Origin of the sequence: Albibacterium bauzanense (genome assembly GCF_004339765.1) — a bacterium.
In the GTDB taxonomy this organism is placed as follows: Bacteria; Bacteroidota; Bacteroidia; order Sphingobacteriales; family Sphingobacteriaceae; genus Albibacterium; species Albibacterium bauzanense.
Genome location: NZ_SMGO01000001.1, coordinates 1,162,133 through 1,176,180, shown reverse-complemented (window position 1 = coordinate 1,176,180; position 14,048 = coordinate 1,162,133). Strand labels below are relative to the sequence as shown.

The window sequence follows — 14,048 nt, the reverse complement described above, 5'->3', positions numbered from 1 at the left end:
GATGAAGCTATCATGATTGACCTATTTATTTCGGTTTGTGAATTTAGCAAACTCATGATGGTTTCATCTGTAGATAATTAAATTTTTAAACGTGCAGATGTTTTATTGTTGAGGAGAAACCTGAGTACCATCCACTAAATTAATCTGACCACTTGTAATTACAACTTCCCCCTCATTTAAGCCACTAACTATCTCAACGTGCTCACCTACAACTCTTCCTGCAACAACAGTTTTGAGTTTAGCAGTATTGCCATTCTCCAAAACAAACAGCTGATTGCTACTTACACCTCCTACAAAAGCAGAGCGAGGTACAGTTATTTGAGCTTCTTGTTTTGGAAACTTAAAGGTAGCTGTTGCATACATGCCAGCACGTATTGTATTAGGTTCTGGATTAGAAACTTCAATCTCTAGCGGGTAGTTCAATGTATTATCAGCTTTAGAAGCGATAAAAGTAACCTTACCTGCAAATTCCTTATCAGGAAAAACCGATGTTGAAATCGCAACCGGATCACCAATGTGGATATTTACCACTTGCGATTCGTTTGCTGTAACTTGTAGTTTCAATGTTGAAATATCGACAAGATTGAATAAAAGCGTTCCTGGAGAAACATAAGCCCCTAATTCAATAGCACGTTTGTTTACTACACCCGCTATCGGAGCATTTATGTATGTATCTTGTACTCTGCGTCGAGCTTGTTGTACCCGGTTTTCAGCATTTTGCAAATTGAAAGTAATTTCGTCTAATTGTGCACGAGTAACTCCTCCTGTTTCAAAAGAACTTTGATAACGGGCCATATCCGTTTTTAACTTTTGATAAGCTACCTCCGCATTTTGTAAATCTAAAGAAGCATACTCCGGATCAATTTTTACCAAAACCTGACCTTTAGAAACCTTAGCGCCTTCTTTTACCATAATCTGAGTTACCCTGCCGCTTGTCTCAGCTAATAAATCCAAATCCTGTTTAGCAGCAAAGTTTCCATTCAAACTAAAGTCCAGGTCAATGCTTTCTTTTTTTGCAACAACAGTTTTTACAATAACAGTACCTATATCTTCAGCAACAATGGCTGTTTTAGCTTCATTTTCTTTTTTGTTCGATGTGAGTACCCAGGCAATTACTGCTATAACAATAATGACAATAATTCCAGTTATTATTCCTCTTTTCATTACTCGTTTATTAAAGATTTGATGTTTCCTTGTGATTTTATTAATTCAATTTCAGCGACCTTATAATTCAGTAAAGCCTGATTGTAGCTATTTTGAGCACTTACCAATTCTGTTTCAGCATCTAACAAATCAGTTAAACTTGCTAAGCCATTATGGTAATTATTCTCTGTACTATGGTATACTTCTTCGGCAAGTATCTTATTGTCGTTTTGAGTTTCAATAGTAGACAGGCTGTTTTTGATTTGCATTTTAGCATTCTCATAGGCCATTTGCAAAGCATTCGAAGAATCTTCTATATCTACTTGAGTCTTCTCAATATCAATATCTGCCTGTCGAAGCTTAGCCCTTTTTGCACCGCCATCAAAGATTGGAAACTTTAAAGTTAACGTAACGGCCGACATGTCGTAATTCAGTGCATTGTTGGTATAAAGATTAAACTTATTACTTTGGGTATTGTACATATAATTTGCTCCCAGAGAAAGTTTAGGATAGAACTCAGCAAGAAAAGCTTTCCTTTGGAAGTTCAACAACTCCTCTTGTTTTTTCAATACTAAATAAGAACTTAAATTATTTACATTGAAATTAGCATCGCTTATACGACCTTGAACAGTTTCTTCTAATGCTTTTAAGCTTGCCTCAGGAATCACTATTTGCTCCGTAACCGGCATGCCCATATAATATTTAAGCAGATTCTCTTGTTGTGAAACAGAGTTTAACAATTCTTGACGTTGTGTTTTAAGATTACTGCTATTAACCTTTACGCGGTCTAAGTCAATCTTCTTAGCCAAACCAACTTCATACTGACTGCTAACAATCTTTTCTAGCTTAAGAACCCGGTCAATGTTAGCGTCAATTACCGCTAATTGCTGACGAGTTATTATAACCTGATAATAATTAGTAGCAACCTGTTGAATAATATTCTCTTCAGCCAACTGTGCTGCCAAACGATAATACTCTTCAGAAGCTCTTGCTGCTCTTAATCCGGCAAATACCTGTTGATTGAAAATCTGTTGATTAAGCTGCACCTGTGCTAAAGAGCTCCAGGTTGTTCCAGCCTTTACAGCTACAAATTCACCAGGTTCTCCTCCCATAATGGCAGCTGGCAGCAAAAATTGCTGCGATAGTATGTTATTATTCAGCGTAACGGTACCATCAATTTGTGGTAGCGCACCGGCTCTAACTTCTTTTACCTTAAAGGCTCCTTGCAGGATATCAAGTTTAGCTTTTCTTACAGCTTCGCCATTGCTTAATGCATAGGTTAATGCATCTTCTAAGCTAAGGGTTGTTTGTGCGAAAGTGATTTGAGAGCTAAAACAAATTGATAAAAGAAGAAAAATTAAATGCTTTTTTATATTCATAGTTCTTTACACGATGTTTCTCTTTTTATTTAAAAAAGAAAACGTAATCACAAAATGATTAGATATTAAACCAGCGTTAATGTTACATAAAAATGAAACATGTTTATAAATCTTTTCAAAAGTACATTATTCGATTGATTCTTTAATTTTATTGAATTCATTAGTTTCCATTATCTTTGATGCTACATCTTTCATTTTATATCTCTTATGAGCGTCGTATTTCAAGAAAATAAATCATTAAAAGAATTGAATACCTTTGGAGTACAAGCTGTTGCAAAGTATTTTATCGAGGTTAATAGTGAGCAGGAACTATCTGATATTTTTGAAGATGAACGAGTAAACGACCTTCCTTTGTTGGTATTGGGAGGTGGTAGCAATATGTTATTTACACAGAACTTTAACGGCCTTGTTTTGCATATCAAAATAGGAGGGATCGAAATCAGAGAACAGGGTTCCGATAGGTATATAACAGCAGGAGGAGGGGTAGTTTGGAATGACCTGGTTCAGTATTGTGTAAACCACGGTTATGCCGGAATTGAAAACTTAAGCTTAATTCCCGGAACGGTTGGTGCAGCTCCTGTGCAGAATATCGGGGCCTACGGAGTAGAATTGATGGATGTATTCGAATCTTGCAGAGCTTATGATCGCATCCTTAAAACCTGGGTTGAGTTTGATAAGGCAGCCTGTAAATTTTCTTATCGGGATAGCATCTTTAAAAGAGAAGGAAAGGACCGGTACATTATAACATCGGTTACTTTAAAGCTATCTACTGTGCCTCATTTAGTATTGGACTATGGTGCTGTGTTAGCAGAGTTGCAGAGCAGAAAAATTAGCAACCCAAGCATAAAAGATGTATCAAAGGTTATCTCAGAGATCCGGGTCAGTAAGCTTCCCGATCCTTTAACTATTGGTAACTCAGGAAGTTTCTTTAAAAATCCTATCATAGAAAGTGTGGATTTTCAGAAATTACAGTCTATTTTTATGGACATCGTACACTACCCTATACAATCTGATAAAGTAAAATTAGCAGCAGGTTGGCTCATTGAACAATGCGGTTGGAAGGGTGTGAAAGTTGGCAATACAGGAACCTGGAAGAATCAGGCTTTGGTACTTGTTAATTATGGAAATGCCAATGGATTAGAGGTTTACGAATTCTCAGAGGCAATTATAGAAAGTGTTTATAAGAAATTCGGAGTACGAATAGAACGTGAGGTGAATATTATTTAGGAGAAAAAAACAAACCAAAATTGTTTTTTGAATATCAAAAGTTATAAGAGATCACAACTGTAGCACGGTTGTTGCAAATACCTAGTCAAATACTTTTATACAAATATGATTTTTTGAAATTCAGAGCTAGAAGACCTAGTTGGTAACCTATGCTCTCCTAAACCCTATGAAAGATGACTAAGATCGAATTTAAATCAATGGTTTCGAGCCATGCCGAATCGCTCAAAATGTACGCCTTACATTTTACACATGATGATGAAGATGCAAATGACTTAGTTCAAGATACGGTGCTGAAGGCAATTACTTACCATGAAAAATTCAAAGAAGGTACTAATCTTAAAGGGTGGTTATATACCATCATGAAAAATACCTTTATTAATAATTATAGAAGATTTGTTAAAATCAGTGGAATGGTTACCAAATCTGAAGAAATATCATCCTCAAACTTAGTATACAGCTCAACCAAAAATAAAGGCGAAAATCAATTCGTAATGGATGATATTCGTGAAGCAATGGCTAAATTATCGGAAGAATATTATGTCCCTTTTACCATGTATTTCGAAGGTTATAAATACCATGAAATTGCTGAGCATCTATCTATCCCAATCGGAACTGTTAAAACAAGAATACACGTAGCACGTAAATCTCTTAAGAAATCTTTGAAAACATACGCCTATGGCATTCAAACATCTGAGTTTGTCAGTATGGATTACTAGTGAGATTAATAAGTAAAAATGTAGCGGGTAGGCAATAAAAGCTTACCCGTTATCTTTTTATATTAAATTGACTTAAAGAAACAAAGCTATTAATGCGTTTGGAGATATCTTCCTCGCTTAAATCTTCAATCCGTTCTGTGCCAAATTTCTCAACACAAAAAGATGCCAAGGCAGAACCAAATACAACAGCATTCTTCATGTTATTAAAGGTGATACTGCCCACCTTTGCTAAATAGCCAATAAAGCCACCGGCAAAAGTATCACCGGCACCAGTAGGATCAAACACATCGGCAAGAGGAAGGGCAGGAGCAGAAAATATTTGATCCTCGCCAAATAGAAGAGCACCATGTTCTCCCTTTTTAATAATTAGGTATTTAGGGCCCATTGTCAGAATCTTATTAGCAGCTTTTACCAAAGAATATTCTCCTGAGAGCTGACGTGCCTCTTCATCATTAATGGTTAAGACATCTACCTTTTTGAGTACACTTAGTAAATCATCCAAAGCAATATCCATCCAGAAATTCATCGTGTCAAGCACAACTAGTTTGGGTTTCTTTTTAAAACGTTCCAGCGTTTGTAACTGAACCTGTGGGGTCAGGTTGCCAAGCAATAGGTATTGACAATCTTGATACGAATCAGGAATCAGAGGATTAAAATCAGCTAATACATTCAACTCAGTAACAAGCGTATCCCTGCTGTTCATATCGTTGTGATATTTTCCAGACCAGAAGAAAGATTTCTCTCCTTCCTTCATCTGCAAACCCTCGATATCAATTCCTTTGGAGGTTATTTTATTCAGATTCTCTTTCCCAAAATCTTCACCGATAACACCTACAATTTTAATGTTATCAAATAAATAAGATGCAGAAATAGAAGCGTAGGTAGCTGCGCCACCAACAATTTTATCTGTTTTTCCAAAAGGAGTCTCTATCGCATCAAATGCAACCGAACCAATAATTACTAAACTCATAACAATTGCTTTAAACAAAAAAACCGGCTATCTGCCGGTTAATTACGAGTACAATATTAACCATTATTTTTGAAATTGGAAAATTTACCTTGAGATATTTGGTTCGGTTTTTTTAAGTGTTTCTTTTCAAAATACGCTCTTAATTGAGCCTTTTTATTAAAGTCACCAGGGAAGCTTCACTGCAACTATTATCTTTTTTAGTTTAGAGAAAACTGTTTCATATCTTTTGTCTTCATTAGTAAGCTTTAGCTCCAAACAGGTGTATTTTTCCAGTTGTTTATAAAACCAAGCTTGTAAATCTGAACGTTGGGAAAATCTGCAAAAAGTGATAAGATTTTATTTTTGATTTGGTGTCCAGGTGTAACTTCGTTACATAGGTAAACCAAGCAAGAAATCAAAAGGAAGGGTTTTTTGATTTGAACAGCCATTAAGTTACTGGTGAACCATATGCCAGATGGGTTGTTTAACCTTAATGGAGTCTTAACCATACTTCTACTCCAAAGCCTGGAATGATGCGCTATTATGTTTCTTAGATATGTGATTCCTTCTAACCAACTAGATAACTCGTTATGTAAGTTAAGCCCCATTCCATTAGCAATTTTGGCCTTTTCGGGTAGCTGATGACTTAAACTCTTATAAAGTTTTGATAAAGTACCTAATGAGGCTACCTCTAATATTTTCCATGCATCAGCATCCTGTCCTGGAAATCTAGTTTTTTGATCTTTAATAAAGATTTCCTGACTGCGGTTGAATTCTTTTTTCAACTCATTTACAGTGTGCATGTGAAGAGTTTTGGAAACTCCATTAATTTCAAGAACGGTAGTCTGGAAAATTGAAGTATCTAAATACCACAAACCACCAAAATTCATGGACAAGATATAAATCATCTTTGTTCTAAGTGCAATTTCAATGCGTTCAATTGCATCGAAAAGGATAAGTCTTAGGCGTCTATCAAAATTATATCTGTCTAATATATCTTCGAAATATGTATTAGTTTTAAAGATATGAGTATGCAAATCATCCTGCATATCCCACCAATATCCTTTTAGGCGATAGTAACTAATATTGGCAAAAAAATGATGAGCAGTAGATTCATCTCGAAAGAGCATTCCTCGCTGTTTGAGCAAATCGATCTGATCAGTAATGCTAAATGCAGGTTTATTGTTAGCCATTTAAAAAAAATGACCCGAATGCAGTTCTAATGGTATGCAGACGGGTTCTGTTAATACGAATGTACGAAATTAATATGACAATGTAAATTTCTTAAAAAGGAGCATGGAAAAAGCTCTCTTTAAACAAAAAAACCGGCTATCTGCCGGTTCTTTGCTCCTGAAGCTGGGCTCGAACCAGCGACCCTCTGATTAACAGTCAGATGCTCTAACCAACTGAGCTATTCAGGAATTTAATCTTGGTTAAAATACTTCAATAATAACGTGAACCTCTTTAGGCCCTTTTGTACTCTTTTGCTCCTGAAGCTGGGCTCGAACCAGCGACCCTCTGATTAACAGTCAGATGCTCTAACCAACTGAGCTATTCAGGAGTGTTTTATCCCTTGGGTAAGGCGGTTTCCCGCATTATTATTCCCTGTTTTTGGGACTGCAATATTCGGTATTATGTTTCTAATTAGCAAAAAAAAAGATTAATAAATTTTCAGTAGCAAATGCTGGCCGGGTTTTAGACAACCGAAAGGTTAGAAACTAATAACAAATGGTGTTTAAATGGTTTTACTTTGACTTAAATCTGTTTATCATTTTTAACAGATATTCTCTATTCTTAGCATCTTTTGCCCATTGAGGGAGCCGGCTGGCAATACTATTATTTTGATTGGGTAATCCATTTCTACTACGTTGCGGATTGGCAATGTAGTTTTCTATTACCGATAAATGGAGCTCATTATAGGCCCACAAGGAACCATACCTAGTTTCGATATAATACCATACACCAAATCCAAAGAAGGGATCGCAAGGAGCATTCATAATCAATATACGACCACTCTTTTTTACACCACTACTATTGGTGTAAAATGTAGATTCGGGTGTATTGCTATATTTTACAGCATAACCGCAAGATATACAGGAGAATCGAACCTGATCTTCATATTCTTTAATTATACCAAAGGGTTGGCCGCCCATAACCAAGGCTCTTGTCCCACATTTCGGACAACTAACATCAACTGTATCAATAAAGTTTTCATTACGTAAAGCATACGCGTTCATCTTTATATTATCGTCCATATAAGATCAGATTTTTAAGATTCTAGTTAACATTAAATTAATTCGAATTTTGTAGCAACGTCTTTCAATATATCTATAATAATTACTTTTTCCATTGAAGCATCAGCCAATGGACTTTCTGTATAGATATCTAAATACTCAGATAAGAAGATTTCTACCTCTTCAGAAGAAAAGTCCATATCTCCCTGATTCCAATCGTCGAATATGTCTGAAAGGCCTATAATAGAAGGAGAGTGAATTCCTCGGTCTCTTAAGTATGTCAACTCAAAGGTCATCCTTGCCTTTGCCTGAAGATGCTTGATGTTTCTGTTCTTCTTGAATGATCCATGCTCTCTGATTTTATCCATTTTACGAGCAAGGCCATAGAGTGTATACAGTCCTAAGCCGTTTTCATTCATTTTATCATCTTGTACTATTACGCTCATTACATTGAGGGTTTCAGGTACAAAATCCAGACTTTTTTCTAACGATTCTATATTAACTCTATTGTCAGCCAATAGAACATCTATTTCATCTCCATATCGAATAGCTAAAGACAAATATTCAGGATTTTTAACAATAAAATCTTTAAAGGTATTCACCCATTTCGGGCTAACTCCCATTAAATCCATATTGAAGTGATCTTTCTTATAATTTAGGAAGCCGATAAGAATATTATAAGCAGTTTCCTTATCTGCGGTTAACTCTATCAGGTCATCAACCGTGTATTCAGAATCTTCATTAAAGAAAGAATTGTATAAGATTTCTACAATCTTGATATCATCATATTTAATATCTTCATCACCATCAAGCTCAGAAATAAAGTCAGATAGACTTTCAGCATACCCAGATCTGAATTTATAAAATCGAGTGTCAAAAGAAGACCTGCTTAAACTTCTTTCCCAAAGTTCAATCATTAATGGCTGAGTATTCTCAGGATTATTCGCTAAAAAAGAATATGTAACTGCTTGACTTATTTCGAGATAGTTTTCGTTTGCTTTTTCCTCATCAGCTGTCAGAGGCAATCCGAAGCTGTTTTCGTAATAAAAACCATCAGCCAGTTCGCCAATTACAGAAGGTGTATAACCATTGTTGTTAACTTCGTAGTCAAATGTTGCTAAGAGAACATCCATATCCAGATGCTCATCTTCAAAGCCTATTTTATATAATTCAGTTGCTGTCCGTCTCAGAAGAGGTATCGGCCGAATCCAGTCTTGCTGCGTAGCAAGTTGCAAAAAGACATGAAAAGGGCTGTTCAAATATTCCTTTGTCTGTTGCGGGTCTTTATAAGTGTTAAACCCAGCGTAGGTATAAACAAGGGCTTTCTGAAACTTTTCAGAAGGCGAATCCCCCGATTTCATAATATCCTCGACTGCAATTTTAATCTCATCTTCAAATTCAGCATTAAACAACAGATCCATGATTCGCCCCGTACCTATCCTAGACAAATCGTATATAAATAAATCTTTTATATCCTTCCGGTTATTACTTTGGAATACCTTTTTATAATGCGCTTGTGCACCATTGTAATCCTCTGCTTCTATTAATCTGATTGCCTCCTGCACTTTGGGGTTATCCAGGTCAGGATGCACTTCAGGAATTGATTCCTGTTCCTGTCCAAAAATAGCAGCACTTTGTAACAGTAGAAATGCGATGAAGAATAGTTTGATTGTTTTCATATAGTGCGAATAAAACTTAGTATCACACAAATTAAACCTAAAACTTGTTGATAAGAAATACCTAAGATTGAGTATTTCTTGATAATGATATTTTATATTAGAAATCAAAATGACTAATTTAGCCGCCCGGTTATCTTTTTAATTGTTTAGATAAGATAGCACGACAAATTATAAGAAATGGAAACAACATTCGATTTTGAAAAGCCAATAGAAGATCTGCTTGTTCAGCTAGAAAAGGTTAAACAAGTTGCTGAAAAAACAAAGGTCGATATGTCAGCTACCGTTCGTGAGCTTGAGGCTGAGCTTGAAAAAACCCGTAATAAGGTTTATACGAACTTAACGGGTTGGCAGAATGTACAAATGTCGCGACACCCAGATCGCCCGCAAACATTGGATTATATTTCCCTTATTTGCGAAGACTTTATAGAACTTCATGGCGATAGAACCGTAAAAGATGATAAAGCTATAATCGGGGGCTTTGCAACCATCGGTGGTGTTTCTGTTATGGTAATAGGACATCAAAAAGGAAAAAATACCAAAGAACGCCAATTTAGAAACTTTGGAATGGCAAATCCTGAAGGTTATCGGAAGGCTTTGCGCTTAATGAAATTGGCTGAGAAGTTTAACAAGCCTGTTGTCACTTTTATAGACACCATGGGTGCTTACCCAGGTATAGAAGCAGAAGAACGCGGACAAGGGGAGGCTATTGCTCGTAACCTGTTAGAAATGTCTGTTCTTGAAGTTCCTATCATTTGTGTTATTATTGGTGAAGGTGCTTCGGGTGGTGCATTGGGAATTGGTATTGGCGATAAAGTTTACATGCTTGAACATACCTGGTACTCTGTAATTTCTCCTGAATCTTGTTCTTCTATTTTATGGAGGAGCTGGGATTATAAGGAGAAAGCTGCCGAATGCTTGAAGTTAACCTCAGAAAACATGTTTGCCAATGGCTTAATCGATGGAATTATTAGAGAACCATTAGGAGGAGCTCACCAAAATCCTGAAGAAACTGCTAATACAATTAAAAATCAACTATTAGAAGATATCGCAGCCTTGCGATTGAAAACCACAGAAAGCTTGATTGCAGAACGAATTGATAAATTCTGTAAGATGGGTGTTGTGGTTGAAGGATAATAATTTAAACTCAAGCATAAATAAAGTATAATTTTTTTAAAATAGAGAAGCCGGTATATCCAATATACCGGCTTTTTTATGCTCGAATATTAAATGTGATTAAGATTGGTTTCTCGTTACATAAATAAAAGACAAATAAGATTCAACCAAGGACGAACCAAGGACCAAACAGGCAAATTGTCCCTGTTTGACCCCTGTTTAACCCTTGGTTGATCCTTCTTTAATTAAATGAAATTACAAATTTGATATAAAAGAAAATGCTTGCAGGAAACAGGGTTTTATTCCTGTTCTGCAAGCATTTTTTAATTGAGCTTTATTTTCTTAAAGTACTTTCTATTCTAAGAGGTTTTACAACCTACTAGTTATTGAAGAGAGCTTTTATGGCTTAATTTAAACCAGATACTTCATAACGCTTCTCGAAATCCGCAAATATTTTCTTGATGCGTTCGTTTTCTTTCGTTTGTTTATACTGTGCCGTTAATTGATCCATTGCATGCAAGATATACATTCCCAATTGCATGTTGTTCATTTCCAGGTTGGGTTTAGTGTCTGCAATAGTGAAGAAGTAATTCAAGTTCTGTTCCAGGTAATCGGTGGTATTGGTAACAATACGATTCGCATTTTCGATGTCGCCTACCTTGTATAAGCTTTCTGCCATTGATTGTTTTTGCAAGGTTTCACGCATTGCATAAATCTTATCAGGAACAACTTCCAGGCTGCGTTTCATTACGGCTTTTGCCTCTTCCATTTTTCCTTCAGCAACCAGCGCATTGCTTAAGCTGTTGAAGTTATTCATGATCAGGTTTAACATTCCGTACGATTCAGGATCTAAGTACTTCTCAGTTTTAAGATTTCCCCATACAAACTTATTCATGGTATTATCATACATCGCTTCTGTATTGATTTTTTCCGATTGCTGGCTTGGATCGTCTTCCGGAGTATAAGCAAGTATAGGCATCAGGCGGTAAGCAAAGCCCTCTGTTACCAGGTAATTATCCAGTCCTAAGTAATTGTCGCTAGGAACAGTGCGTGCAAAATAAATAGGTCTTTCCCAATTATTATTAACTAAGATATCAAGAATTGATAATTCAGCTTTCGATACATAGTCTTTGTTGTAAGTCCATACTATGGAGTCTACAATCTGATCTTGCCAGCCTTTAAGAACAACATTGTTTTCTACAACAGCTTGTTTGTTTATAGTTAGTTTGAAGTTCTTTGTTGGTAGGAAATTATTGTAAGATCCATCTTGCATTTGCTGCTGATCTTGCGGGTTATCTGACAGTAAGATACCCATAACGTTCTCAAGTTCAACATTGCCTGGTATTTTATAGTCGGTATAGCGGATGAAATCACGGGTACCTTGAACAAACTGGCTGTCTTTCATTGAAATAGGAAGGGCATCAGCTTCGTTCACTTTTTCTTTCATTTGTCTTACATACCAATCTGCACTCAGTAAGCTTAAGTTTACTACGCGAACATCCGGACGGATGTTTTCAACTTCTTGTGCATACCAAAGCGGGTATGTATCGTTATCGCCGTATGTAAATAAGATGGCATTGGGTGCGCAGCTTTCAAGATAGTCTATAGCTAAATCTCTGGCGGTGCTTTTATTAGAGCGGTTATGATCGTCCCAGTTTTGAGAAGCCATTAATACCGGAGCGGCTAAAAGGCCGATGACTGTGGCTGCAATGGCAGCTGTTTTATGATTTGCTTTTTTCTTAATGAAGTCGCTGATCGCCAGAACCCCAAATCCCACCCAAATTGCAAATGCGTAGAAGGAACCGGCGAAGGCATAATCTCGTTCACGAGGTTGTAGCGGACTTTGATTTAAATAAAGTACGATGGCTATACCGGTGAAGAAAAATAATAAACCTACGATACCTGCATCTTTTTGATTGCGTTTAAAGTGCCAGAAAGCACCTAAAAGTCCTAAAATTAATGGTAAGAAGAAGTAAGTATTTCTTGAAGGGTTATTTTTCTGTGAATCAGGTAAAGCATTTTGTCCGCCCAATCGCATCTGATCGATAAACTTAATTCCGCTGATCCAGTTTCCATCGGTAAAGTTCCCCTGGCCTTGTTGATCGTTTTGACGGCCTACGAAGTTCCACATAAAGTAACGGGCATACATGTGTCCGATTTGATAGGAGAACAAGAATTTTAAGTTATCGCTGAATTGAGGCTGTTCGTTTTCTCCCAAATTAAGCCAGCTGCGGTATACGTTTATATGATCAGGAGTTGAGCTGTAGATACGTGGGAGCAATGTTTCACGATCGTATTTATAGCTGGGTTTGTTCCCGATTTTTACATATTTATCGTCCCCTTTTCTATACATGGCAGAACCTTCCACATATTCGATTGGTTTTGAATCGAAATAAGGGCCATTAAATAGAGGATCATCTCCATATTGTTCGCGATTCAGATAACCTAATAACGCAAAGGTATTATCCGGATCGTTGTTATTTAAGGTAGGATTCGCTTTAGCACGAATCGTAATCATGGTAAATGAGCTGTATCCAAAAAAGATAAATGAAGTACAGAGCAGAACGATATTTAAGGTTTTTTTATGATGTTTAATAGAGTAAATGATGCCATAGGTTAATCCGCCTATCAGTAAAACTGCAAAAACGAATACGCCTGATCCGAAGCCTAGTCCTAATGTATTTACAAAGAAAAGATCAAAATAGGCAGCGAATTTGATGGAGTATTGAATGATTCCCCATAATATTAAGCCTAATATAATAACACCAATCAGCATGGCTTTTAATGCACCTTTGCTTGTTGGATTTTGATTTTTACGGAAATAAACAACCAGGGCCAATGCCGGAATGGTCAATAAGTTAAGTAAATGGACACCAATGGATAGTCCCATTACATAGGCTATTAGAATTAACCAGCGTTCTGAGTAAGGCTCGTCTGCATGGGAGTCCCATTTTAAAATAGCCCAGAAAACTACTGCGGTACATAATGATGCCATGGCATAAACTTCAGATTCTACAGCAGAGAACCAGAAAGTATCTGAGAAAGCATAAGCCAATGCACCGACAAGGCCAGCGCCCATGATTTGGATTAATTGAGCCTGGGTTATTTCTACATCCTTTAGATTTACTACCTTTTTAGCAAGTGCAGTGATGGTCCAGAATAAAAACAGAATTGTTGATCCGCTTGAAACTGCTGATCCTACGTTCATCCAGTAGGCTATCAGCTCTGGTCTTCCCATTGCAAAGTTTGAGAATAGGTTTTGTAACATTAAGAACAGAGGGGCTCCAGGTTGATGTACAATCTGCATTTTGTAGGCTGCAGCAATAAATTCGCCGCAGTCCCAGAAGCTTGCGGTTGGCTCCAGTGTTAAGATATAGGAGAGTGTTGCTATAAGGAAACTCAACCATCCTAAGATGTTATTGATTTTGCTGTAATTCATAATCCAAATTCGTTTACGCTCCGAAATTAAGTATTTGAAATGAAATACTGATACGTTTTGGCAATTCAGATGGCATTTTAACAATTAAAGAAATAAAAAAGTGAAATATTTTTGCAACATATAGAATATCGCTCTATATTTGCAGTCCGATAACGGAGATGCCTCAAAA

Annotated in this window: 10 protein-coding genes and 2 tRNA genes; 3 read left to right on the top strand and 9 right to left on the bottom strand. The window is 36.6% G+C overall.

Features of this window, described 5'->3' with window-relative positions:
- Window positions 1–102 precede the first annotated feature (102 nt).
- Window positions 103–1,164, bottom strand: coding sequence for an efflux RND transporter periplasmic adaptor subunit (locus C8N28_RS05365; RefSeq protein ID WP_132222238.1), 1,062 nt, complete (start codon window positions 1,162–1,164; stop codon window positions 103–105).
- Complete coding sequence (locus tag C8N28_RS05360; protein ID WP_132222236.1) at window positions 1,164–2,522, bottom strand: TolC family protein; 1,359 nt, start codon at window positions 2,520–2,522, stop codon at window positions 1,164–1,166. The genes C8N28_RS05365 and C8N28_RS05360 overlap by 1 nt, the downstream gene beginning before the upstream one ends.
- Window positions 2,523–2,729: 207 nt before the next feature.
- Between C8N28_RS05360 and murB the strand changes: the two genes are divergently transcribed.
- A complete protein-coding gene (gene murB, locus C8N28_RS05355; RefSeq protein WP_132222234.1) occupies window positions 2,730–3,749 on the top strand; it encodes a UDP-N-acetylmuramate dehydrogenase in 1,020 nt (339 codons plus the stop codon).
- A 173-nt stretch (window positions 3,750–3,922) separates the two neighbouring features.
- Window positions 3,923–4,465, top strand: coding sequence for an RNA polymerase sigma factor (locus C8N28_RS05350; RefSeq protein WP_132222232.1), 543 nt, complete (start codon window positions 3,923–3,925; stop codon window positions 4,463–4,465).
- A gap of 49 nt (window positions 4,466–4,514) precedes the next feature.
- Here the strand turns inward: C8N28_RS05350 and C8N28_RS05345 are convergent, their stop codons facing one another.
- From C8N28_RS05345 to C8N28_RS05320, 6 genes are all read right to left on the bottom strand, one after another.
- Window positions 4,515–5,435 (bottom strand): PfkB family carbohydrate kinase, encoded by a 921-nt coding sequence (locus C8N28_RS05345; RefSeq protein ID WP_132222230.1) that lies wholly within the window; start codon window positions 5,433–5,435, stop codon window positions 4,515–4,517.
- 245 nt (window positions 5,436–5,680) lie between these two features.
- Window positions 5,681–6,607 (bottom strand): Abi family protein, encoded by a 927-nt coding sequence (locus C8N28_RS05340; protein WP_132222228.1) that lies wholly within the window; start codon window positions 6,605–6,607, stop codon window positions 5,681–5,683.
- A gap of 154 nt (window positions 6,608–6,761) precedes the next feature.
- Window positions 6,762–6,835: transfer RNA gene (locus C8N28_RS05335), tRNA-Asn, on the bottom strand.
- Between the two features lie 66 nt (window positions 6,836–6,901).
- A tRNA-Asn gene (locus C8N28_RS05330) sits at window positions 6,902–6,975 on the bottom strand.
- A 184-nt stretch (window positions 6,976–7,159) separates the two neighbouring features.
- Window positions 7,160–7,669: a hypothetical protein gene (locus C8N28_RS05325; protein WP_132222226.1), complete on the bottom strand. Its 510-nt coding sequence runs from the start codon at window positions 7,667–7,669 to the stop codon at window positions 7,160–7,162.
- A gap of 32 nt (window positions 7,670–7,701) precedes the next feature.
- Entirely contained in the window at window positions 7,702–9,327 is a 1,626-nt protein-coding gene (locus C8N28_RS05320) for a hypothetical protein (protein ID WP_132222224.1), read from the bottom strand.
- Between the two features lie 177 nt (window positions 9,328–9,504).
- Here C8N28_RS05320 and C8N28_RS05315 point away from each other — a divergent pair, with 177 nt between their 5' ends.
- On the top strand, window positions 9,505–10,461 hold the full coding sequence (locus tag C8N28_RS05315) for an acetyl-CoA carboxylase carboxyltransferase subunit alpha (RefSeq protein ID WP_132222222.1): 957 nt from the start codon (window positions 9,505–9,507) through the stop codon (window positions 10,459–10,461).
- A 385-nt stretch (window positions 10,462–10,846) separates the two neighbouring features.
- Here C8N28_RS05315 and C8N28_RS05310 read toward each other — a convergent pair whose 3' ends face one another.
- Window positions 10,847–13,879: a glycosyltransferase family 117 protein gene (locus C8N28_RS05310; protein ID WP_132222220.1), complete on the bottom strand. Its 3,033-nt coding sequence runs from the start codon at window positions 13,877–13,879 to the stop codon at window positions 10,847–10,849.
- Window positions 13,880–14,048 lie beyond the last annotated feature (169 nt).

What these genes read in the sequence shown, in the direction of transcription:
- C8N28_RS05325 (WP_132222226.1), bottom strand. Translation starts at nt 7,669, where the DNA reads ATGGACGATAATATAAAGATGAACGCGTATGCTTTACGTAATGAAAAC.
- C8N28_RS05340 (WP_132222228.1), bottom strand. Translation starts at nt 6,607, where the DNA reads ATGGCTAACAATAAACCTGCATTTAGCATTACTGATCAGATCGATTTG.
- C8N28_RS05310 (WP_132222220.1), bottom strand. Translation starts at nt 13,879, where the DNA reads ATGAATTACAGCAAAATCAATAACATCTTAGGATGGTTGAGTTTCCTT.
- C8N28_RS05350 (WP_132222232.1), top strand. Translation starts at nt 3,923, where the DNA reads ATGACTAAGATCGAATTTAAATCAATGGTTTCGAGCCATGCCGAATCG.
- C8N28_RS05345 (WP_132222230.1), bottom strand. Translation starts at nt 5,435, where the DNA reads ATGAGTTTAGTAATTATTGGTTCGGTTGCATTTGATGCGATAGAGACT.
- murB (WP_132222234.1), top strand. Translation starts at nt 2,730, where the DNA reads ATGAGCGTCGTATTTCAAGAAAATAAATCATTAAAAGAATTGAATACC.
- C8N28_RS05315 (WP_132222222.1), top strand. Translation starts at nt 9,505, where the DNA reads ATGGAAACAACATTCGATTTTGAAAAGCCAATAGAAGATCTGCTTGTT.
- C8N28_RS05360 (WP_132222236.1), bottom strand. Translation starts at nt 2,522, where the DNA reads ATGAATATAAAAAAGCATTTAATTTTTCTTCTTTTATCAATTTGTTTT.
- C8N28_RS05365 (WP_132222238.1), bottom strand. Translation starts at nt 1,164, where the DNA reads ATGAAAAGAGGAATAATAACTGGAATTATTGTCATTATTGTTATAGCA.
- C8N28_RS05320 (WP_132222224.1), bottom strand. Translation starts at nt 9,327, where the DNA reads ATGAAAACAATCAAACTATTCTTCATCGCATTTCTACTGTTACAAAGT.